Genomic DNA, 23,117 nt, shown 5'->3' on the forward strand with positions numbered 1-23,117 from the left:
TATTTCTCAGACTATAATCGTTTTATTTCTCAACTCGTGATTTGTTGGCGATATCAGCAAGGATTGCGGCTACAAACTCATCTACTGGGACAGTGTTGGTTTCTTTTTGTCCATAGCGACGAACGTTGACAGTTCCGTCTTCCATTTCCTTGTCACCAACGATCAATTGGTAAGGAATCTTGCTAGTTTGTGATGCACGGATCTTGAATTGCATTTTTTCATTACGTTCATCCACATCAGCACGAACCCCACGGTCACGGAGCTTCTTAGCCACTTCCCAAGCGTAGTCCACATGTTTCTCATTAGATACTGGGATGAGGGTTACTTGATGTGGTGCCAGCCATGTTGGGAAGGCACCCTTGTAGTTTTCAATCAAGATCGCTGTGAAGCGTTCCATCGTTGAGATAACCCCACGGTGAATCATAACTGGACGGTGCTCTTCACCATCAGCTCCGATGTATTTAAGGTCGAAACGTTCTGGGAGCAAGAAGTCAAGCTGGATTGTAGAAAGGGTTTCTTCTTTACCAAGGGCAGTCTTAACCTGGATATCCAATTTTGGACCGTAGAAGGCAGCTTCACCTTCAGCTTCAAAGTAGTCAACGCCCATTTCATCAAGGGCTGCACGAAGCATGGTTTGTGCATTTTCCCACATCTCATCGTTGTCGAAGTACTTGTGAGTATCTTGAGGGTCACGAAGAGAGAGACGGAAGCGGTACTCAGTCAAGTTGAAATCTTCATAAACATCGATAATCAACTGAAGGGCACGTTGGAATTCTTCTTGGATTTGTTCTGGAGTCACAAAGAGGTGACCGTCGTTAAGAGACATTTCACGTACACGTTGAAGACCTGTGAGGGCACCTGATTTCTCATAGCGGTGCATCATACCGATTTCAGCGATACGGATTGGCAACTCACGGTAAGAGTGAACATGGTGTTTAAAGACTTGGATGTGGTGTGGGCAGTTCATTGGACGTAGGACGAATTCTTCACCGTCACCCATATCCATAGTTGGAAACATATCTTCTTGGTAATGATCCCAGTGACCAGAAGTCTTGTAAAGTTCTACAGAAGCAAGTGGTGGAGTGTAGACGTGTTGGTAGCCTGAAGCCAACTCTTTGTCTACGATGTAGCGCTCCAACTCACGACGAATAGTCGCACCATTTGGCAACCAGAATGGAAGTCCTTGGCCGACTTCTTGAGAAATCATGAAGAGGTCAAGCTCTTTACCAAGTTTACGGTGGTCACGTTCTTTGGCTTCTTCACGCATTTGAAGATAGTTCTTCAAGTCTTTCTTGTCAAACCAAGCTGTACCATAGATCCGTTGCATCATGGCGTTGTCGCTATTTCCACGCCAGTAAGCACCAGCTACATGGAGAAGGTGGAAGATTTGGATACGGCCTGTTGAAGGAACGTGTGGGCCACGGCAGAGGTCCACATATTCACCTTGGCGGTAGATGGTCAAACCACCTTCGTCTTCTGAGTGCTCTTCAATCAGTTCCAATTTGTATGGATCATTTTTGAAGATTTCACGCGCTTCATCTTTAGTCACTTCCTCACGAATAGATGGGAAGTTTTCTTTCACGATTTTTTGCATTTCTTCTTCGATACGAGGAAGATCTTCGTTAGAGATTTGACCAGCTTCATTATCTGTATCGTAGTAGAAACCATCTTCGATAGCTGGACCAACACCCAAGTGAATGTCTGGGAAAAGGCGACGAGCGGCTTGGGCAAATAAGTGAGCAGCTGAGTGACGCAAGATATCCAATGCATCTTCGTGATCTGGTGTCACGATTTCGATGCTTCCGTCTTCAGTGATTGCACGAGTCGTGTCGATGAGTTTGCCGTTAAATTTACCAGCTAGAGCTTTTTTAGCAAGGGAATTGCTAATTGATTGAGCAATTTCAAAAGTTGTAACGCCAGATTCGAATTCACGAACAGCGCCATCTGGGAAAGTAATCTTAATCATGATGTTCTCCTTATTTTGGTTATCCATTATTTCTAAAGCAGAAGTGTTTCCCTATTTTGCAGTCTTAAATCAAGAAAAACAAAAAGCGACATCCAAAAAGGACGTCGCAACGTGGTTCCACCTTCATTTATGCTCCTCAAAAAAGAGGGACACCTCTGATTGGCTCTAACGTAGCCACCGTTTTATGTTTGCATAAAAGTCAGTAGAGTAGTATCAATATAGTCTTTCTATGCGTTCTCAGCAACCACGCACTCTCTGGTAGAAAGGTTCTAAGTGACTTGTCTCTATGCATTATTATAGCATGATTGCGAGATTTTTCAAGGTTTTTGTGAAAGTTTTTTATTTTTCAGTTTTTGCACTATATTCTTAATAGCGGCACCGACAGCCATACCCGCGAGGGCAAAGATTTCATAGGCTAGGAAGTAGAGAAGGATAAATTCTCCGAAAGTAATGATGGTAAAGCAAAAGAGGATTCCAACTCCAATTAACCACCAAACTGAGAACTTGAAACGATAAGAGTAGAATAGTGATACTATGAAAGTCACCAGTGGAGAGAAGATAATAACGTTGCTGATGGTGAGTTCCTCCAAGATATAGTTTTTAGTAATAGTCCAAAATAACAGCTCATAAAGTGGCCAATAAAAGAAAAATATGACCAAATAGTAGGGGAGATAACGATAGTATTTACGCATGGTAATCACCTCTCTTTTCAAGATGTCTACTTAGATATCCTTCCTATAACTATTATAGCACATTTGCGGTAAGAACAGTAAATTAGTTGACAAAGAACTTAGTTATTGGTAGAATAAGAAATGTCGTAAAGACAAATAACTTCTTCTTGGTTACAGGCATGCCAACCTGTCACTCGGATGAAGCCAAATAAAAAGGAGAAACATCATGGCAATCTCAAAAGAGAAAAAAAATGAAATCATTGCACAATATGCACGTCACGAAGGTGATACAGGTTCAGTAGAGGTTCAAGTTGCTGTCCTTACTTGGGAAATCAACCACCTTAACGAACACATCAAACAACACAAAAAAGACCACGCTACTTACCGTGGATTGATGAAGAAAATCGGTCGCCGTCGTAACTTGCTTGCATACTTGCGTAAAAACGACGTTAACCGTTACCGTGAGTTGATCAACTCTCTTGGACTTCGTCGCTAATCATGATGCTAAGGGCGTTAAAAATCCGTATGAAAATAGGGAAACGACACCGTGTTCGATGAACACAAGGAGTTTCATCTTTTTCACTAGGATTTTAGCCCGAGCTCAAATCAGCTCTCTGACTTCAGAGGGCTTTTTGTTTTTTCCAAATGCTTAGGCCGTGTTCAATTGAGCACATCTTTAAAATAAGGCTACTCTAGTTGAGTAGCTTTTTTATTTTGTCACCTTACCTCGATATACTCAAGTATTATCTTCGGTTACGGTTCCTAGCACTGTAAGGTAAAATAAACCAGAATAATCTCCCTTAGCGGAGATTTTTTTGTTTCACTAAAATTTTTGTACAATCTTCAGCTCTCTGACTTCAGAGGGCTTTTTGTTTTTGCCAAGTGCTTAGGCCGTGTTCAATTGAGCATATCTTGAAAAAAAGGCTACTCTAGTTGAGTAGCTTTTTATTTTTGTCACCTTACCTCGATGTAGTCAAGTATTATCTTCGGTTACGGTTCCTAGCACTGTAAGGTAAAATAAACCAGAATGATCTCCCTTCGGGGGGATTTTTTGTTTCACTAAAATTTTTGTACAATCTTCAGCTCTCTGACTTCAGAGGGCTTTTTTTGTGTCTTGTTCCTGCTTTGGAAATGTGGTATACTAATTATGAAAATTGTCTAAATTTTTAATTTTTATTAAGGGAGGGTTTCATGCTTTCCAAATTTTCTGGAAGCCATCAAAACCTGCGATATGTTTTTCTCCTAGCTATCTTGCTCGGAGCTTTGGGAATTTCTTTGTTTCTGGCAGTTTCTATGGGTTCTGTTCAAATCAGCTTGAGTGATACCTATCGGATCATTTTGAGTCAGTTAGGGACTCCTTTTGAGATAGGAGATATCTCAAGGTCTACGCTTGCTATTGTTTGGAATATGAGATTGCCACGGGTTTTTCTTGGTTTGATTGTGGGTGCAGGCCTTTCCATGTGTGGCAGTGTCATGCAGTCAACCGTCAATAATCCAATCGCAGAGCCCTATGTCTTAGGAATTTCTGCCGGGGCAACCTTTGGAGCAACTTTGAGTATTATTCTTGGATTTAAAGTTATGATTGGTTTAGGTTCTTTCCTTGGTGCGATTTTAGCAACGCTTGCAGTTCTTCTCATTGCATCGATGCAGGGCAGGATGACAACTTCTAGCTTAATCCTATCGGGGACAGTTGTCAATGCACTCTTTTTGGCTTTTTCAAACTTTATTATCTCTATTGGTGCCAATGCTGACAGTGTTATGACCATCAAGTTTTGGACTATGGGTTCTTTAGCGGGAACCTCTTGGGGACACTTAACCTTACCAACTATAATCGTGGGACTAGCCTTTTTATTTTTCTCCACTCAATATCGTGTTTTCAATGCCATGATGATGGGAGATGAGGGGGCTTTGACCTTGGGGATTCCCCTACGTTTTTACTGGTATCTCTATGTGACGATTGTAGCTGTGATGACGGCAGTCCTAGTTTCGACTTGTGGGATCATCGGTTTTGTCGGTTTGATTACACCTCATCTAGCCCGAAGTTTGGTAGGGACAAATTACAAAAGGCTTTTTCCGATTGCAACCTTACTAGGCGCCCTCTTTGTCGTCTGGGCAGATGTCTTTGCTCGCATTCTGATTCAAAATGCTGAACTACCGATTGGAATTTTCACGGCCCTAGTAGGAGCACCCTTCTTTATCTATATGGTTGCAAGTAGACGAGGGGAGGTGAAGGTCTGATATGGACTTAATGTGTCAGGATATTCACTTTGGAATCGGAGAAAAAAAGATTCTCAAAGGAGTCTCACTTAAACTTGAGGGAAAGCAATTTCATACTATTTTGGGACCAAATGGAAGTGGAAAGACCAGCTTGCTGAAACTCTTCTATCGACTGGAAAAGCCAAATCAGGGATTGATTTCTTTAGATGGGAAGCCTCTAGACCAAATGAGCGTCAAAGAAACGGCAAAGCAGATGGCAGTTATCACGCAGTTTAATCAACTTCAGTTTGATTGTACGGTTGAGGAGATTGTCATGCTGGGTAGAACACCCCATCTCTCTTTCTTGCAAAAGGAAACAGACAGAGACTTTGCTTTGGTTGAGGATGCTTTGGTCAAGGTAGATATGCTCGAAAAGAGAAATCGACTCTACTCTTCTTTGTCAGGAGGAGAGAAGCAGCGGGTTCTGTTAGCACGCGCCTTGGCCCAAGAGCCAACCCTCTTGCTCTTAGATGAACCGACCAATCATTTGGATATCAAGTATCAGCTAGACTTATTGACCATTGTCAAAAATCTTCAGATCAACGTGCTAGCTGTCTTGCATGATATTCAGCTAGCTTGTCGCTATTCAGACTATCTCTACCTAATGAAAGAAGGGGAGATTGTTTACCAAGGAACTCCAAAAGAGACCATCACACCCGAGTCATTGCAGGCTGTCTATGGCGTTCAAAGTAAGGTAACTTGGACAGAAGATCAGCAAGCCATGATTCACTATTTATAAAAACTAAAAAGGAAAATAAAAACATGAAAAAAACACTTAGTATTTTACTTGTAACAGTAGCTACCTTATCTTTGGCAGCTTGTGGTAACGCATCTAAAGAAACAGCAACGGCACCGGCTACAACAGAAGCTAGTCAAAAAGCTAATACAGAAACCAGCTATCCTGTAACCATCAAAACTTATGATGCTAAAGGAAATGAAGTCGAACAAGTCTTTGAAAAGGCACCTGAAAAGGTCATCACCAACAACCTCTCAACAACTGAAATCCTGCTTGAACTCGGTTTGCAAGATAAAATTGCTGGCATGCTCAATCCTGATAATGCCGTAACTGGTAAATACAAGGATGCTATTGAAGCCATCCCTCACATTGGCGATAAAAAATCTGTCTCACAAGAAACAGTTCTTTCTTATGAACCAGATGCCTTGATGGGACGCAACATGATGTTTTCTGAAAAGTCAATGGGAACCATTAGTGCTTGGAATGAAAACAAAATCCCTGTTTATACGCAAAAAGCTTCACTTTCAACTATCCAACAAGATTTAGGAAATATCGTCGAAGATGTGAAGAATCTTGGTACCATTTTCAATGTCCAAGACAAGGCGAATCAATACGCAGAGCAATTACAAGCTAAAATCGATGCGGTTAAAAAAGCCAACCCAGATTCACAGGGTGAAAAGAAAAAGGCTTTGATCATGGTAGCTTACAATGATGAAACCTTTGGTGCCTACAAGTCAGCCCTACAAGAAAGCTTGCTCAACCAACTTGGTTATACCAATGTCGCAACAGGAACTTCTGGCTTGACCCTGGAAAATCTAGTGTCAATGGATCCAGAGTTGATTATCTATGTAACCAGCGATCGTAATCAAAAGTTAGATGAAAAAGCAGTGGATTTGATGAAGGCAAATGCTGTTTTAGAAAATGTACCAGCAATCAAAAATAAAAAAATCATGACTATCTCTTACGATGAGTTGATGGATTACGGTCCTGCAGTGATTGATTCCCTTGAAAAAATCAATGACTTTATCAAGAAATAAGGAGTTTAACTGGGAGGGGATTCGAGTTAGGATCAGTCTTCCTTCAAACTATGATCCTCAACAAGCCTACCCAATGGTTCTGTTAAATGATGGGCAATTGGACTATTTGTCAGAACTATCCCAATCTGTGATTTTGGTGGGTTTGATCCCAGAAAATCGTCTGGATGACTTTACACCTTGGAAGGCTAGTGCTTTGAAAGAAGGGGTTCCAGATTTTGGTGGGAGGGGAGATGAATACCATCAGAAGCTCTTTCAGGGAATTTTAACAACTCTAAAAAAAGACTATTTACTTGATGAAAGCAGAATTGCTTATGGTGGCTATTCGCTTGGAGGTCTGGCTGCCGTTTATAGTCTCTATAGTAGTCATCTTCCTATTGCCTGTATCTTCTCTATCTGTGGTTCCTTCTGGTATCCAGGCTTTATAGACTTTTGTAGGGGACATACCTTGATACAGAATCAAAGTCTGATTTATCTGCAAAATGGGCAGACAGAAGGTGCTAATCATTCCAATCGACTGTCTAAGGCTCCTATGTATGCCAGAGATTTACATGATTTGATTTCAGAGAAAGTCCCTTCAACTTATTCGACATTTGATGCTTATGGGCATCATGAAGCCCTCGACCAACGCTACCACTATTTTTGTGATTGGTTGAGAGAAGAATGGAAGCTTAAGTAACCTGATAACACTCCTTGTTCATGGTAACTAGGAGTGTTTCTTATGTATGCTTGGTTGATAAAATGTTCATGGTATTATTCTTGACGGAAATCCAGCCCCTGTTATAAACGAAATTATGGTATAATGAGTAGATAGATAGAATCGAGGAAATTATGTCATTTACACAATTTAAATTTAAAAACTATATAGAAAAAGCCTTGGAGGAGTTGAAGTTTACGACTCCTACCGAGGTGCAGGAAAAGTTGATTCCTATTGTTCTGGCAGGTCGTGACTTGGTTGGTGAATCCAAAACAGGTTCAGGGAAGACTCATACCTTCCTGTTACCGATTTTCCAACAATTGGATGAAGAAAGCGATAGTGTGCAGGCAGTTATCACAGCTCCAAGTCGTGAATTGGCAACGCAGATTTACCAAGCAGCTCGTCAGATTGCAGCTCATTCGGATGTGGAAGTACGTGTCGTTAACTACGTTGGTGGAACAGACAAGGCGCGTCAGATTGAAAAACTGGCTAGCAACCAACCTCATATCGTTATTGGAACTCCAGGTCGTATCTACGACTTGGTAAAATCAGGCGATCTAGCCATTCACAAGGCTAAGACCTTTGTAGTCGATGAAGCCGACATGACCTTGGATATGGGATTCTTGGAAACAGTTGATAAGATTGCAGGTAGTCTTCCTAAGGACTTGCAGTTCATGGTCTTTTCAGCAACTATTCCACAAAAACTACAACCATTTTTGAAGAAATACTTGTCAAATCCTGTCATGGAGAAAATCAAGACCAAGACAGTTATCTCTGATACCATTGACAACTGGTTGATTTCGACCAAGGGTCGTGACAAGAATGCTCAGATTTATGAGTTGACTCAAGTTATGCAACCATATCTAGCCATGATTTTTGTCAATACCAAGACGCGGGCAGATGAATTGCATACATACCTAACAGCTCAAGGCTTAAAGGTGGCTAAGATCCATGGAGATATTGCACCTCGTGAACGCAAACGGATCATGAATCAGGTGAAAAATCTTGATTTTGAGTATATCGTCGCAACTGACTTGGCGGCGCGTGGGATTGATATCGAAGGTGTCAGCCACGTTATCAATGATGCCATTCCACAAGACTTGTCCTTCTTTGTCCACCGTGTTGGACGAACTGGACGTAATGGTCTACCAGGTACAGCCATTACCCTTTATCAGCCAAGCGATGACTCTGATATTCGTGAGTTAGAGAAATTGGGAATCAAGTTTGTACCTAAGGTTGTTAAAGACGGAGAATTCCAAGACACTTATGACCGTGACCGTCGTGCCAACCGTGAAAAGAGACAGGATAAGCTTGATACTGAGATGATTGGTCTGGTTAAAAAGAAAAAGAAAAAGATCAAGCCTGGCTATAAAAAGAAAATCCAGTGGGCTGTTGATGAAAAACGTCGGAAGACTAAGCGAGCAGAAAGTCGTGCCCGTGGACGTGCAGAACGTAAGGCTAAACGTCAGACATTTTAAAAATGAGAACAGTAGAACTAAGCGGTTTTACTGTTTTTTAAAATCTCAATAAGATAAGAATTATAGGAAATGATGCTTTGAAACTTGGAACAAAAATTATCTTTAAATATTGATACTATCGTTTTTTTAGTTACAAAGTCTCTCAAGTAAACGCTTGTAAATTGTAGTGATTTATGTTATTCTAAAAAAAAACAGATTTTAAAAAAATATTAAATCTGTTAAAGAAAAGAGGTCATTATGGCAAAAGGAATGTTTAAGCAAGAACGTTTTTCATTGCGTAAGATGAAAGTTGGATTGGCATCTGTGGCTATCCTCTTTGCTTTTGCACAACTTGGACAAGTTGCTGCTGATGAAACTAGTAAGGTTCCGTCAAGTGAAATTACTAAGGTAACTGAGACGCCAAAAGCAGTAGAAGAAGTCAAATCACCAATTAAAGAGGCGAAAGCAGAAATTGTAGCAGAAAGTGAGAAACCTGTTGTAAAAGAATCAGAAGCAAAACCAGGAGATTTGATTGATGTTTCTACCAAACTATCACCTATTAATGTCAAAGAAAGTCAAGAAGGCAATCAAAAAGTCCATGTAGAAACAGCGACTGCAGAAGTTTCAAAAACAGAAGTGATTGCATCTAAAGATGAGACAATTCCGGCACCAGCAACGACGACTACTGAAGGTACAGTAACTGGCAAGGATGAAAAAGGAAATACATTTACTCAGTACGAACGAGTAGACAAGACAACAACTGTGGAAATAACTAAAACACCACCAACTGTTAAAAAAGCAGGAGCAGCTGATATTGTTTTCGTGGTTGACCGTTCAGGATCTATGGGTGGAACCATTAATACTGTTCGTAAAAATGTCAATGAGTTTGCAAGAAATCTTGCCAAAGATGGAGTAGCGGCACGTTTTGGATTAGCTACATATAGTGATGAAGTATACGGACGTCGATTAGGAAAAACTGACGAAGATACAATTCTAACGAAATTTGGTGAGACTTATTTTACAACAGATCCAGTTGAACTTGAAAAAGCTTTAGAAAAAATTAAGATTGCACATGGGGGAGATTCTCCTGAAACAGCAACTCCTGCTCTCACAAAGATTGTTTCTACTTACGACTGGTCTAAGTCACCAAAAAATAAAAAGTTTGTGGTGTTGTTAACAGATGCTAGGATGAAAGAAGATCCGTCAATTCCATCTATCGCTGAGACATTAACAACTCTGAAAAAAGCTGGTATTGATAGGATCGTAGCAACAACCTTTTATAATCAACGAAACTATAAAGATTTTGTGTCTGAGGGACGTTTAATGGATATTGATCGTAACTTGGCTGACTCTTTAACTAAGGATGCAGCTTCATGGATTGTGGAAACAGTCGGTGAAGGCCGTCAATACAAGGTAACAAAAGACAGCTACCAATTCTACTTAGAACGTCGTACAACTGTGCCAGTTTTGGAGCAGAAAGCAACTCCTAAACCAGCACCTACTGCTTACAAACCAGAACCAGCTAAACTTCCTGAAACTGGAAGCAATGATACAAGAAATCAAAGTCTCATGGGACTTGGTCTATTGTTCGCTGGACTTGGATTAGCCCTAGGAAACAGAAAATTAAAAAAACACTAAGATAAATTAATAAAAACAAAACACCTGAATTAGAGCTATATAGGCTTTATCAGGTGTTTTTTTGATTCTGGAATTAAGATTTTTGTTGTTAAATTGGTGCTATAAAGAAAATAAAAACGCTGAAATTATTGATTTCAGCGTTATTTGAATAACTCATTTTATTCCCACTCAATTAAAAATTTCATAGGTTTAGTGCCAGAAAACCTTGATTTATTAAGGTTTACAATGCCTTTTAAATATATTTGGCGGGATTTCTGGCGGGGTTATCTTTTTAGGTTTTGATTCCCGTTGAATTGAATTTTTGTTTTTGGAGCTGTATGTATGGATATATTCCCACTCATTATTTCAGCAATAGATTCGTCAGCTCCACGCCAAAGGTGTGAGTAATGTTTCAAAGTAATTTCTGGGCTAGAATGACCTAACCTTTTCGACAAAATCAAGACAGATACATTAAACTCGTTTATCAAATAAGAAGCGTTACTATGACGAAGTCCTTTACCCTGTATTCGCTTTACATTAGCTAGTTCAGAATATCGTTGAATAATTCTAGCTAGTGTAGATTTTATCATTGGAAGGCTATCATATGTAAATATAAAATCAGTTTCATTGCCTAAACCAATTTCTTTCTGTCTGTCTTTCCAACGCTTTAAAATAGAAATCGTATCATCATCTAGGGAAATAATACGTTTGCCATCACTTGTTTTGGTATAGGCATTTCTTTGCCAGTTTTTCCTTGATTTTAGAATAAGCATATGATGAACACGCATACGCTTTTTATCGAAATCAATATCATTCCACCAAAGTGCCATTCCTTCATTTACTCGAATACCTGTCATGAAAAAAGTCCAAAGCATAACGAAATTAAGATGTTCATAAAAATCATCAAGACAGATTTGAGCAATAACACGCTCAAATTCTACTTTAGTCCAGTATGGAACGATAGCCTTTCCTTTCGGAATAGCTTTGGCTTTCTTAGAGATATTAGTTTCCAAATAACCCATTTCTACAGCATAATCAAGAGACTTTCTAAACATACCAAAGATTAGACTAGCGTAGGCTTGAGAGTAGCCAGAACCGTTTTCGTCTTTGCTTGACAGTAACCATATCCGATAGTTTTGAATATCTTCAATAGTCAAACCACGTAGTGTCTTGTTATAAAATCGTTCAGCAATCTTTTCAAGATTTTTGATTCTGACAGCATAAGTACTTTCTTCCACATACGATTTATAATATGGTATATAACAATCTAAAATAAACTGCTTGACAGTCATATTGTAATTAGCGTAAGTATGAGCTTTGTGATACTCTCGTTTTACCCGAGTCAATTCTAAATACGCCTCTCTGGCAGTAGAAAAAGGCTTACCGTTGCTATCTTTTCTACTTTTCTTTCTAATACGTTTACCACTGATTCTATCAATGCCTAGCTCTGTTTCATAGAAATATTTTCCTTTCGTATCAACAAACACACCGCTATAACGTGTTTTTGCCATTTGTTATTCCTCATCTAGTTTTACACCGATAAGGTTTTCTACCCTTTCCCGTGGGACTAGTCCAAGTCTACGGTTATTGTAGAATGGTATACCTTTATTATACACCAAATCCTGCTTTACCGCTTGAATAATACTAATTGCAGTATGTTTCTTATATCCTAGTTTTATCAAGTCGTCTTTACTAATCAATGGTTTCATACGCTTACTATTCCCTTCTGATTTTTATTCTTGTATCAGTTGAATTTTGAATAATCTCCCCATTGTCATCTATTGATAGATTGTAAATCGCAATATCTTCTTTGTACTCAAGATTATCTAAATGACCTACTGAAAAACTGGGGGTTAATCTCTCAAAATAATTTCTTTCTAAATTTTCATAGCTTACTATCGGTTTTATTAAACCACGAGATGAAAAATATTTTTGCTGTTTATATCCACTTGGAATAGCTAGTAAATCTTTTGTGATATATTTTGTAATGTAGTTAGCAACTTTTTCAGAAGAATCGATTTTTGTAACGGTACTAAATCCTAATTGATATGAATCAACATTATAGACTTGCTTGCCATTCTTTTTTATCAATCGACCAGTTTTAGTATTTCTTGCTTTTGTTAATTTTGGACTAAAACCGCCTGTTACTCCATGAAAATGAAGCCGTCCATTTTTGTGTAATTCTGGTATGAAAATGTAGTGAAATTTTCCATATTTTTCACGCTGAGCTTTGAGCCAAGTGCGTATTTTCTTTTTTACGATTAAATAATCATGGGAATTGATTTTTTCGTCGTTAAAAGTTAATGTCCAAAATAAATCGAAATCATTGCACAGCATGTAGTGACGAATACGCCTTTTTATCCTATTGGCTTGCTGATAGAGTTCTTTTTCACTTGGACTTTTAGAAGTATTAGATACTGTAGTATCGGTTTCTCCTAGTCTTCTAAATTTTGGTTTTCGATAGTATATGACCTCGAAAGTATTTGGATTATATTGAATTATTTTTGTGTTATATAATTCTCTAGTCATTAGTCCTCCGCTTATCATGCCTGCATGTCAAGTAGCAGGCTAATATACACATCTAGCGAGCCCTGGCTTGCTTATGGGCAAGCCGGCTCACTAGATAGTTAGTTCATTCTATCTGCTTTCTTGGAATAGTTTGAAAGTCTCTTATTTTATCTTTGAAAGCTATTGAATCTAAATCAAAATATGGAGTCTCAAAATATTTTATTCCGTTTGTTTTCGGAGTTAAAATATATCCTTTTCCAACTCCTCCTCTGTACTCCGCCAAAAGGTCTCTTTTCTCTTTACCCATGACACTGTAAAACGTTTCTTCGGATATGCTTGATTCACTTCCTAAAATAATTCTTGTCTGGCACTGTTCGGTTACTGCACGTGGTAAATCTGAAGCAAGTAATTTTTGGCTTGCCAAGATGAGTAAACCACGTCCGGAAGCTCGTGATTTTAGAGCAAGTATTTTTAGCAATCTAACCATCTCCTTTTGTTGGGAAGGTGTGCCAGATTCTAAGGCTGCAAGCACCTCATCAAATATAAGATAATGGGCAGGAAGTGAGAAATCACTATAAGTAGTTGAAAAATCAACCGAAGAAAAGGAGAAATAACGTTTGTAGGTATCTTCCATTTCAAAAACCATTTGTTCAAGAAGTAGAACAATCTCTTCTGCCGTACGTGCAACAGTAATACCGAGATTTTCAAAGGTTGCACCTAAAGAAGTTCGTTTTGCGTCAATTAAACTCACAGAATGCCCCTGTTTAATTAGCATACCAGCAAGAGAAGAAAGATAAAGTGATTTTCCTGCTCCGCTAGGGGCTATAACAATCTGGTGGCAAGCCTCACTAGCTATATCAAAACAAATATTATCATAAAGTTTTATTGGCTTATAATTGATATAATAATCTTCATCTGCTATCTTGAATAGTTCACTAACAGTATATCTTGGATTTGATTTTCCATATTTTATAACAACGTAACTATTTTGCACAGTTGATTCCAAGATATTCCAGTCCTCGTTAGTAGCTTGAATAAGAAATTCGGTCAACCGCCTTGTTATTTCTTTTACTTGCTGAATATTAGGAATTGTCCCTGAAGGATTGAGTTCAATTATAATCCTTTCATTTTCTTTATAAAATTTCCATTCAACTGTTTTTATCTGTATTTTATTAGAGGGAAGTTGAATTAGGTCTAAACGTTCTGTTGCAAGTCTAAGAATGCTTAAAAATCTGTACTTCCATATAGGAGAGTAAGTAGAAAATAAGAATTTTACTACAATATACCATATAAAAATATCTAACAGAACAGAAGATATAACAATACTTATCTTGTAGATAGTGCTTAATAAAGGAAAATGTGATGAAAGAAAGGTAATGATAACAGATATTAGGAACACCTTTAACAGTTTCTTAATAAGAGAGTACTGCCTTTCTTTACGGCTTTCTATAGTTTCTGAAACAGATAAGTAAGTAGGGGTATATTCACGACAATCATATTTACTAAGTTTCCTTTTTATTTTAGATACTATCATGATTTAGCACCCGATAACTTTATTTCTGAAATAATGAGCTTGAATTCTCGGTACGCACCACCATTTCGACCATCAGGTACCCATTTTAACGCTAATAATGCTCCTTCTAAATCTATTGTTTTAGCAATGATTAACTCATTATTAATTTTTTTTAAAAAAGATTCATCGTTGTATATCTCAATAGTGAAAGGTTTTATGCTACTTAAATCTCCACCAACCTCTTGAATAGCCTTAACAATTTCTGGCTGAAGAGCCAATAAAACTTTTTTACTTATTGTTCCATCAATGACTTCATTTTTTTCATTACGTTTAGGAACATCTCTACATTCAATAACAAAAGCACTAGTAGGAGTATGTTCTACATTGGACGTACCAATTAGTAGATTTTTCAAGCTTGGTGAGTTAAAACTCACTTTTCCAAAATTATTTTCCATTTGTTACCTCTTTATCTTTGTGTGCACACTAGATTAATTTCATCAAGCAGTTCATGACCTCCTTGACAGTCATATTGTCTCATTTTTAATTAGTTGAAATGTGGGGATAAAAATTTTTTGACAACAAAAAAATCCCCACGCGAAGTGGGGAAAATATGCTATACAGTACTAAATAAAAATTTTATTATTTACGATAAATTAAACTTTCGAGTGTTAGTTTATCTATCATTGGTAATAAAATATACTTTGCTAATAAGTCTAACTTTTCTGGAAGTTTTTGATAGCTAAGATAAGATTCCTTATTTTTAGGTGATAGTGTGACAGAGTCCTTTTTCCTAAATAAAAATACTGAATCGTTTTCTAAAACTTCTATAGTATCAAACTGATTATAGGTAAAATCAATAAATTTATCTTTTAATTCATTGTAAGAAGAACTTGCCAAAGGAAAATGTTGTTGAAAATATTCTTTGATATCCTCTGTATTTGTTAGTGATAAATTCAATAAGTGCTTAGAATATTCTGGTATTCCTTGAATATCAAGAATCATTTCAATAAAGAAATCTTCTAAATATTCGTCTATATCACGGCCCCATAATACTTCATTCTCATCATTAAAATAATGTTCTTCATTAACAAAGTAATTCAATACACTTGGAGTTATTAAATAGGGATTGTTCCTACTTAAATCAGATAAATTGGAGTAATTTAATATTTTCCCAATAAGTTTTTCATCTGAATGTAAATCGATATGTCTTTTGAGTTTTAAATCTTTGTATTTCTTTTGGATTCTTTGTGAACATTTTTTAAAAATAAAATGACATGAATTAGGAAATTTTTGCTTACATAAATTATTGAATTGCTTACTTGACATATATTTAAACTTCTTCTATATCATCTGGAATATAAGTAATTACATCATATACATTGCAGTTCAAAATAAAACATAGGGTATCTAATGTAGCTGTAGTTATTGGTTTTCCTTTTTTCATTCTATGTAGTGTATTGCTGGATAGACCGTGGTGAAAAATTAATTCGTACTCTGTTTTTCCTTGTTTAAACAAGGTTTCGTAGAAGGGTTTATATGAAATCATCGTTCTCATCTCTTTTCTAAATAGATAATTTCATTTTATCTCTATTAATTTATTGACTATACTCAATAAATTGACTATAATTAAAGGGAGATTAATCGATTGGAGGATTTTATATTGAAACTTGAAGATTTCCAGACTTTTCCATTTAAAAGTGTGCAAGAATATATTTCAGACAAAGAAAAAGCAATAAAATTTAGTTTCTTATTGCAAGGAGACGAACCTGACCGTTCTGAATTGATGAAATTAATATATAAAGACATTTTCGAATGGTATGATGACAAAGTACATAGTGGCGACACTCTTATAACATATCGTACAGCAATTTTTCGAAAATATTATGGAAAATCATATAGTAAGTTATCCAGAGATAAGCAACGCGAGATTCTTAATATTATAAAATCATACACTGAATATGATGATGATTTTCCTTTCGAATTTGAGCTTGACAATAAAGAAAAAAACGTTTATCAGATTTGTAATAATTATCAAATAGGAAATTTTGGAATTTTTCCAAAAGGAAGAATAAATCCTAAAAGAGCACAGTCTCCTTATAATGATTATTTTGATCTTACTCTATCAGTAATATGGGACTTATATGATGGCACATTGACTCCAGATGATGAGTTTAAAAGAGCAATTTTAGATGAAAAGGAATATTTTGACCAATTTAAAGATTTTGAAACATTTCTATCCGATAACTTCTTAACTGTATTTTTTGATGATGAAGGATATTTAATTCGATTATCTGAAATTGATGATTTTGAGGAATATGTAAGAATTAGTAATCAAATTATTTATACTAGAGGGCTTGCTATTCTAACCTACCTTCAATCAATGTATGATGATAATAGTGAATTGCCTACCCAACAACTTGAAGAAAAGAAAACAGTTCCTAGACCAACTACCAAAGAGTTAGCACATCGAACTCTTAAAATTGCAGAAGAAGAAATAGATAAAATTTCTAAATTTGATGAATATTATAATGAACTTGAATTTAATCTTCATAAAGAAAAATTTGAAACTACAAAAAAACGAATATACGGTGCTATTGTTCTTTTCTTGTTCATTGTATCACTATTTTTTTACACTTCAGAAATTATCATGTTCATTTGGATTTTATCTACAGTACTATATGTAGCAGATAAAATCAGAATTGTTAAAGAAAAAATAAAATACGATAAAATAATAAATGCGACTCAAGAAAAATATAGGGAAGAAAAGAAAAAATTATTATCTACTTTGCGAAAAGAGTACTACTCCATTCCAACTGAATTTAGAACATATAATCATATTTCAGGTATACGATATTTTTTAAACGCTGATATTGCATCAAATTTGCAACAAGCTATTCACTATTATTCAAATGAATACAATTCTAAAATGATGCAAGACCAAATTTATAGCTTACATCATTCAAACACAATATTACAAGATAGAATTAAGGAGCTCGAATTAGAAAGAGAGCTGGAAAAATACTAATCAAAAAGGAGAATACTACAATGACAAAATTTAATTTACAATCAAATCAAATTTATAGTGAATTAAGTAAGTTTGAGATAGAAGAAATACTGTATAATGCTACAAAACAATTGAACGGTAGTGTTGAACGGCAAAGTTCTGAAGAAATTTCATACTCTGGACAGGGAAATTTTTTTGATTACATGAAGCACCCAGGTTTAAGTAGATATACATGTTGGCAAGTCTTAGTTACTATATCAGATTTAGGAGATAAACGAAAAGTTGAGCTAACTGCAGTCGGAGAAAGTCCGATTAGTTACCTACTAAATAATTTTCTATCATTCATTACTTTTTATACCTTATTCCAACGTCATCGTAATCTTAATTTTGGCATATCAAAAGAAAAGGCTAAATACCTTTCTAATTTGTTGTAGAAGATAATTTATATACAAAAAACTCTCTTAGTACATATTCACACTAAGAGAGTTTTTTGTAATCTATTTGCCAAGTTTGGCGGGAAAATTGGCGGGGTAACTTTTCTAAAAAGATAAATTTATACCATTCTAACTTCTATAAACCCGATAGAATCGGTGTAAAACATTCATTTTTACTTTCTATATTATTCCCACTCTACAGTTGCAGGTGGTTTACTTGTAATATCGTAGACGATGCGGTTAACGTGGTCAACTTCGTTTACGATACGGACAGAGATTTTTTGAAGGACTTCCCAAGGGATTTTAGCGAAATCAGCTGTCATACCATCGATCGAAGTGATAGCACGGATAGCGATGGTGTAGTCGTAAGTACGGCCATCTCCCATAACACCTACGGAACGAACGCCGGTGTTAACAGTGAAGTATTGCCAGATATCACGGTCAAGACCAGCTTTGGCGATTTCTTCACGGAGGATAGCGTCTGATTCGCGAACGGTTTCCAGTTTTTCTTCAGTAATTTCACCCATGACACGGATAGCAAGCCCTGGACCTGGGAATGGTTGGCGCCACACGATGTGGTCTGGCATACCAAGTTCTGTACCAAGGGCACGAACTTCATCTTTGTAAAGAGTGTTGAGTGGCTCGATCAGTTCAAACTGCATGTCTTCTGGGAGTCCACCAACGTTGTGGTGAGACTTGATGGTTTGAGCAGTATCCGTACCAGACTCAATCACGTCAGTATAAAGAGTTCCTTGAGCCAAGAATTTCACATCTGTTAGTTTGCTTGCTTCGTCATCAAAGACATAAACAAACTCGTTACCGATAATCTTCCGTTTTTGTTCAGGATCAGATACACCAGCCAATTTATCAAGGAAACGTTTGGCAGCGTCTGCTTTAACGATATTGAGACCAAACTTACCACCAAGCATCTCCATAACTTGGTCAGCTTCCCCTTTACGGAGAAGACCGTGGTCTACAAAGATACAGATCAATTGGTCTCCGATAGCTTTTTGGAGAAGAACTCCAACTACAGAAGAGTCAACACCACCGGAAAGTCCGAGGAGAACACGTTTGTCTCCAACTTTTTCGCGGATTTGTTTGATTTGCATCTCGATGAAGTTATCCATAGTCCAGTCGCCTTTGGCACCACAGATATTCAAAGCAAAGTTACGCAAAATATCATAACCATGAACTGAGTGACGAACCTCAGGGTGGAATTGGATACCATAGATTTTCTTGTCTGGATTTTCAATAGCTGCATAAGGGCAGTCAGCAGAAGTACCAGTACGGACAAAGTCTGCAGGAATTTCTGTAACAGCGTCTCCGTGGCTCATCAAGACTAGTTGCTCTTCTGGAGTACCCGCAAAAAGAGCTGATTCTGTGTGAGTCAATGTTGATTGACCGTATTCACGATTTCCGGCATCGCCTGCAGGAACTACCTTACCACCAAGCTTGTGGGTCAAGAGTTGCATACCGTAGCAGATTCCTAAAATTGGAATACCAAGTTCGAAAATTTCTGGATCAATATCAAATGATCCTTCCTCATAAACAGAGTTTGGACCACCTGAAAGTACAATCCCGATAGGATTGATAGCACGGACTTCGTCAGCCGAAATCTTGTGACTTTTTAGTTCTGAAAAGACACCAATCTCACGGATACGACGTGAGATAAGTTGGTTATACTGGCTACCATAGTCCAGTACGATGATCTTTTCGACATCTTGCAAATCAGTTGAAATGTTGCTCATCTTTTCCCTTTCTTGAAAGAAATATCTTCTTGAATATTCTATCATAAAAGGGGTAGAATTACCAACCAAACAAGTGCGGTTTGACTTTTCCCTATGAGATAGGGTACAATGGAAAAAATAAAGAAAAGAAGTGATCAAGCATGTTACCAGCTTATATGAAAATCCACGACCAAATCAAGAAAGACATTGATGAGGGGAGTTGGAAAATTGGAGAAAGACTTCCAAGTGAGCGCGATTTAGCAGAAGAATTTGCCGTTAGCCGCATGACCTTACGTCAAGCAATCTCTCTTTTGGTTGAAGAAGGGGTTTTGGAACGACGTGTAGGTAGTGGGACCTTTGTTTCAAGCACACGTGTTCAGGAAAGAATGCGTGGAACAACTAGTTTTACAGAGATTGTTAAAGCTCAAGGGAAAACTCCGTCTAGTCACTTGATTTCTTATCGTCGAACCATCCCAAATGAGCAAGAAGTGGCTAAACTAGGTTTACTGCCAACTGACAATATCATTCGTATGGAACGTGTTCGCTATGCGGATAAGGTTCCTGTTGTCTATGAAGTGGCATCGATTCCTGAGAAATTTATAAAAAATTTCAAAAAAGAAGAAGTAACCAAGCACTTCTTTCAAACTTTGCAAGAGCATGGTTATCGAATTGGTAAATCTCACCAGACCATATACGCACGTTTAGCAAAAGAAAAGATAGCTCATTACCTAGAAGTCGAAAAAGGGCATGCTATTTTAGGTCTGACCCAGGTTTCTTACTTTGATGATGGTACAGCTTTTGAGTATGTAAAGAGCCAATACGTTGGGGAGCGTTTTGAATTTTATCTAGAAAACAATTAGGTTAACATCACTCTTGAAGTAGAAACCCGTCTACTTTAAGAGTTTTTATTTGGTTAAGATTGGAAAACATTTTCCAAGTGAGAAAAATAGTAATCATACGAGTATTTTTTAAAAATTCGTGTTATAATAGTTAGGTTATATGGTCCCGATAAGGTGGTGGGATTGATTGCAACTACTCTTCCTACCAGTTCTTTGTAACTCTATAACGAATATTTTTTAAGGGGGGACATTTTTATGTCAGAACGTAAATTATTCACGTCTGAATCTGTATCTGAGGGGCATCCAGATAAGATTGCAGACCAAATTTCAGATGCTATCTTGGATGCTATTTTAGAGCAAGATCCAGAAGCACACGTTGCTGCTGAAACAGCTGTTTATACTGGTTCAGTTCATGTCTTTGGTGAGATTTCAACTACAGCTTACGTAGATATTAACCGTGTAGTTCGTGATACCATTGCAGAGATTGGATATACCAATACAGAGTATGGATTTTCTGCTGAGACGGTAGGAGTACACCCATCATTGGTAGAACAATCTCCTGATATCGCCCAAGGTGTTAATGAAGCCTTGGAAGTTCGTGGTAATGCAGATCAAGATCCACTTGACTTGATTGGAGCTGGAGACCAAGGTCTCATGTTTGGGTTTGCGGTGGATGAAACTGAAGAACTTATGCCACTTCCAATCTCACTCAGTCACAAGTTGGTTCGTCGTTTGGCAGAGCTACGTAAGTCTGGTGAAATCAGCTACCTTCGTCCAGATGCGAAATCTCAAGTTACGGTTGAATATGATGAGAATGACCAACCAGTGCGCGTGGATACAGTCGTTATTTCAACCCAACACGATCCAGAAGTTACCAACGAACAGATCCATGAAGATGTGATTAACAAGGTGATCAAAGAAGTGATTCCAGCTTCTTATCTGGATGATGAAACGAAGTTCTTTATCAATCCAACAGGTCGTTTCGTTATCGGAGGACCTCAAGGAGATTCAGGTTTGACTGGTCGTAAGATCATCGTGGATACCTATGGTGGTTATTCTCGTCACGGTGGTGGTGCCTTCTCTGGTAAGGATGCGACTAAGGTTGACCGTTCGGCTTCTTATGCAGCTCGCTACATTGCTAAAAACATTGTTGCTGCAGGTCTTGCTAAGAAAGCAGAAGTGCAATTGGCTTACGCAATCGGTGTCGCTCAACCTGTATCTGTTCGTATCGATACTTTCGGTACTGGAACAGTCGCAGAAAGTAAGCTTGAACAAGCAGCGCGTCAAATCTTTGACCTTCGTCCTGCAGGAATTATCCAAATGTTGGACCTCAAACGTCCGATTTACCGTCAAACAGCGGCTTATGGACATATGGGACGGACTGATATTGACCTTCCATGGGAACGCTTGGACAAGGTCGAAGCCCTGAAAGAAGCAGTTAAGTAACATAAAAAAAGATTGGTCTAAGGACCAATCTTTTTTTGTTTAACATTCGTTATCCAGTACCTTTACAAAAGCCCAGTTTCCAATCGATTTTGTTCCGTATTCTAACATCATCGAATCCAGTAATTCATACTTGTTTTTTTCATAGAAGCAAACATTTTTTTCAGTACTAGTAATCAAGCCCAAGCGTTTGCAGCCTTTGGATTTCAGATAAGGTTCAACACCTTCTTGTAGAAAAGCACTCCCGATTCCTTGGTGTTGACTAGAAGCGTTTACTCCTAACATCATCAAATACCAGTCAAAATTTCCTGATCTTTTCAAATGCTCTTCGGAGCGTTCCACCAAATCAAGATATTTCAAGAGATTGCGCGGAGTAATAAAACGGAAAAGCTTGACCATACCATTCAGCAAATAAGATAGAATGGAAAAATCCTTTTGTTGCAGGAGGGCAACGGCCATGATTTCCCCGTCTTGTTCAGCGACTAGACAGGTCTCTCCTTTGATATAGAGTCTGGTCAGAAGGCTATCCAATAATTCTAAGAATGCTGGGTAATATTCTGGTTTTTTTAAATCATCTTTGATAAGAGTCATGAAAGGGTAGTCCATAAAGGATCCAGCCAACACTTTCCCGATTTTTTGGTATTCATCTAGCCTGGCTTCTCTGTATACTAATTCTTTCATATCAAACTCCTTCATTAAAATCTCTCTATCTATTATAACGAAATTTCTCACATTTTTCGATTGAAATGTGAAATTTTCACAAAAAAGCCTTATTCACAATAATTTATTTAAAGATATAAACAAGAAAAGGTATTAAAAAACCCCGCAGTTTTAACTGTAGGGTAGATTAATTCTATTTTGTAGGGATTGAAATCTCAATTAATTTATCAGAATAGAGGGTTTTAATATTTGCCTTATCAATAGCCTGTTGATCAATTTTACGACTGAGGAAAAATTCTTTGATTTTTTCCATTTCTTTTTCACGGATTGCCCGATGTTTATTGGAAATGAGGATTTCGTAATGAAGCGGAGCCTGAGTAAAAATAACATCTGTATTTCCCGCAGAATAAACCTCTACAAGCGTTGCGTCTGTGTTTTCTAGCTGACTTTTAACAAGTTGCGAGTGTGAATTTGTAGTGTTGATAAGCTTCATAGGGTTTCCTCCTGTATTTCTATGTCTATTATAGCACTTTTTGGGAAATTTGGTAAAGATAG

At 37.4% G+C, this 23,117-nt stretch carries 23 protein-coding genes; 11 read left to right on the forward strand and 12 right to left on the reverse strand.

Annotated elements, in window-relative coordinates; translation table 11 throughout:
* Positions 1-22 precede the first annotated feature (22 nt).
* Entirely contained in the window at positions 23-1,966 is a 1,944-nt protein-coding gene (gene thrS / locus ACVC7R_RS05270; RefSeq protein ID WP_447263849.1) for a threonine--tRNA ligase, read from the reverse strand.
* Between the two features lie 317 nt (positions 1,967-2,283).
* Positions 2,284-2,658: a hypothetical protein gene (locus tag ACVC7R_RS05275; RefSeq protein ID WP_447263850.1), complete on the reverse strand. Its 375-nt coding sequence runs from the start codon at positions 2,656-2,658 to the stop codon at positions 2,284-2,286.
* A 205-nt stretch (positions 2,659-2,863) separates the two neighbouring features.
* Between ACVC7R_RS05275 and rpsO the strand changes: the two genes are divergently transcribed.
* The 7 genes from rpsO (at position 2,864) to ACVC7R_RS05310 (ending at position 10,455) form a co-directional block, all read left to right on the forward strand.
* Entirely contained in the window at positions 2,864-3,133 is a 270-nt protein-coding gene (gene rpsO / locus ACVC7R_RS05280) for a 30S ribosomal protein S15 (RefSeq protein WP_001018251.1), read from the forward strand.
* A gap of 695 nt (positions 3,134-3,828) precedes the next feature.
* The gene (locus ACVC7R_RS05285; RefSeq protein WP_447263851.1) at positions 3,829-4,875 is read left to right on the forward strand and encodes a FecCD family ABC transporter permease; all 1,047 of its coding nucleotides are present in this window, start codon (positions 3,829-3,831) and stop codon (positions 4,873-4,875) included.
* 1 nt (position 4,876) lies between these two features.
* Positions 4,877-5,632: an ABC transporter ATP-binding protein gene (locus ACVC7R_RS05290; RefSeq protein WP_447263852.1), complete on the forward strand. Its 756-nt coding sequence runs from the start codon at positions 4,877-4,879 to the stop codon at positions 5,630-5,632.
* A 23-nt stretch (positions 5,633-5,655) separates the two neighbouring features.
* Positions 5,656-6,666, forward strand: a complete 1,011-nt coding sequence (locus ACVC7R_RS05295) for an ABC transporter substrate-binding protein (protein ID WP_447263853.1) — start codon at positions 5,656-5,658, stop codon at positions 6,664-6,666.
* A complete protein-coding gene (locus ACVC7R_RS05300; RefSeq protein ID WP_447263854.1) occupies positions 6,647-7,342 on the forward strand; it encodes an alpha/beta hydrolase-fold protein in 696 nt (231 codons plus the stop codon). The genes ACVC7R_RS05295 and ACVC7R_RS05300 overlap by 20 nt, the downstream gene beginning before the upstream one ends.
* A gap of 152 nt (positions 7,343-7,494) precedes the next feature.
* Positions 7,495-8,838, forward strand: coding sequence for a DEAD/DEAH box helicase (locus ACVC7R_RS05305; protein ID WP_447263855.1), 1,344 nt, complete (start codon positions 7,495-7,497; stop codon positions 8,836-8,838).
* Between the two features lie 237 nt (positions 8,839-9,075).
* Positions 9,076-10,455 (forward strand): VWA domain-containing protein, encoded by a 1,380-nt coding sequence (locus tag ACVC7R_RS05310; protein ID WP_447263856.1) that lies wholly within the window; start codon positions 9,076-9,078, stop codon positions 10,453-10,455.
* A 263-nt stretch (positions 10,456-10,718) separates the two neighbouring features.
* Here ACVC7R_RS05310 and ACVC7R_RS05315 read toward each other — a convergent pair whose 3' ends face one another.
* From ACVC7R_RS05315 to ACVC7R_RS05345, 7 genes are all read right to left on the reverse strand, one after another.
* On the reverse strand, positions 10,719-11,945 hold the full coding sequence (locus ACVC7R_RS05315; RefSeq protein ID WP_016398787.1) for a tyrosine-type recombinase/integrase: 1,227 nt from the start codon (positions 11,943-11,945) through the stop codon (positions 10,719-10,721).
* Positions 11,946-11,948: 3 nt separating this feature from the next.
* Positions 11,949-12,143, reverse strand: a complete 195-nt coding sequence (locus tag ACVC7R_RS05320) for a DUF3173 family protein (RefSeq protein WP_000803256.1) — start codon at positions 12,141-12,143, stop codon at positions 11,949-11,951.
* A gap of 7 nt (positions 12,144-12,150) precedes the next feature.
* A complete protein-coding gene (locus ACVC7R_RS05325; protein WP_447263857.1) occupies positions 12,151-12,963 on the reverse strand; it encodes a rolling circle replication-associated protein in 813 nt (270 codons plus the stop codon).
* Between the two features lie 103 nt (positions 12,964-13,066).
* Complete coding sequence (locus tag ACVC7R_RS05330; protein ID WP_447263858.1) at positions 13,067-14,476, reverse strand: cell division protein FtsK; 1,410 nt, start codon at positions 14,474-14,476, stop codon at positions 13,067-13,069.
* Complete coding sequence (locus tag ACVC7R_RS05335; protein WP_447263859.1) at positions 14,473-14,910, reverse strand: hypothetical protein; 438 nt, start codon at positions 14,908-14,910, stop codon at positions 14,473-14,475. The genes ACVC7R_RS05330 and ACVC7R_RS05335 overlap by 4 nt, the downstream gene beginning before the upstream one ends.
* Before the next feature lie 184 nt (positions 14,911-15,094).
* On the reverse strand, positions 15,095-15,781 hold the full coding sequence (locus tag ACVC7R_RS05340; RefSeq protein ID WP_447263860.1) for a hypothetical protein: 687 nt from the start codon (positions 15,779-15,781) through the stop codon (positions 15,095-15,097).
* A 4-nt stretch (positions 15,782-15,785) separates the two neighbouring features.
* Positions 15,786-16,001: a helix-turn-helix domain-containing protein gene (locus tag ACVC7R_RS05345; RefSeq protein WP_000626832.1), complete on the reverse strand. Its 216-nt coding sequence runs from the start codon at positions 15,999-16,001 to the stop codon at positions 15,786-15,788.
* 114 nt (positions 16,002-16,115) lie between these two features.
* Here ACVC7R_RS05345 and ACVC7R_RS05350 point away from each other — a divergent pair, with 114 nt between their 5' ends.
* Together ACVC7R_RS05350 and ACVC7R_RS05355 are read left to right on the forward strand one after the other, a co-directional pair.
* On the forward strand, positions 16,116-17,480 hold the full coding sequence (locus ACVC7R_RS05350) for a hypothetical protein (protein WP_447263861.1): 1,365 nt from the start codon (positions 16,116-16,118) through the stop codon (positions 17,478-17,480).
* A gap of 20 nt (positions 17,481-17,500) precedes the next feature.
* A complete protein-coding gene (locus ACVC7R_RS05355) occupies positions 17,501-17,893 on the forward strand; it encodes a hypothetical protein (protein WP_000159996.1) in 393 nt (130 codons plus the stop codon).
* A gap of 185 nt (positions 17,894-18,078) precedes the next feature.
* Here ACVC7R_RS05355 and guaA read toward each other — a convergent pair whose 3' ends face one another.
* Positions 18,079-19,641 carry a glutamine-hydrolyzing GMP synthase gene (gene guaA, locus ACVC7R_RS05360; protein WP_447263862.1) on the reverse strand — a complete coding sequence of 521 codons (1,563 nt, stop codon included), beginning with the start codon at positions 19,639-19,641 and terminating at the stop codon, positions 18,079-18,081.
* Positions 19,642-19,781: 140 nt separating this feature from the next.
* Here guaA and ACVC7R_RS05365 point away from each other — a divergent pair, with 140 nt between their 5' ends.
* Both ACVC7R_RS05365 and metK read left to right on the forward strand, forming a co-directional pair.
* Positions 19,782-20,480 carry a GntR family transcriptional regulator gene (locus ACVC7R_RS05365; protein WP_024054207.1) on the forward strand — a complete coding sequence of 233 codons (699 nt, stop codon included), beginning with the start codon at positions 19,782-19,784 and terminating at the stop codon, positions 20,478-20,480.
* 234 nt (positions 20,481-20,714) lie between these two features.
* A complete protein-coding gene (metK, locus tag ACVC7R_RS05370) occupies positions 20,715-21,905 on the forward strand; it encodes a methionine adenosyltransferase (RefSeq protein WP_447263863.1) in 1,191 nt (396 codons plus the stop codon).
* A gap of 39 nt (positions 21,906-21,944) precedes the next feature.
* On the opposite strand, the gene ACVC7R_RS05375 is transcribed toward metK, so the two are convergent.
* Both ACVC7R_RS05375 and ACVC7R_RS05380 read right to left on the reverse strand, forming a co-directional pair.
* Positions 21,945-22,583 (reverse strand): GNAT family N-acetyltransferase, encoded by a 639-nt coding sequence (locus tag ACVC7R_RS05375; protein ID WP_447263864.1) that lies wholly within the window; start codon positions 22,581-22,583, stop codon positions 21,945-21,947.
* A 172-nt stretch (positions 22,584-22,755) separates the two neighbouring features.
* The gene (locus ACVC7R_RS05380) at positions 22,756-23,055 is read right to left on the reverse strand and encodes a DUF1827 family protein (protein WP_447263865.1); all 300 of its coding nucleotides are present in this window, start codon (positions 23,053-23,055) and stop codon (positions 22,756-22,758) included.
* Between the last annotated feature and the right edge of the window lie 62 nt (positions 23,056-23,117).

The sequence above is a fragment of the Streptococcus sp. Z554 genome (genome assembly GCF_053010305.1).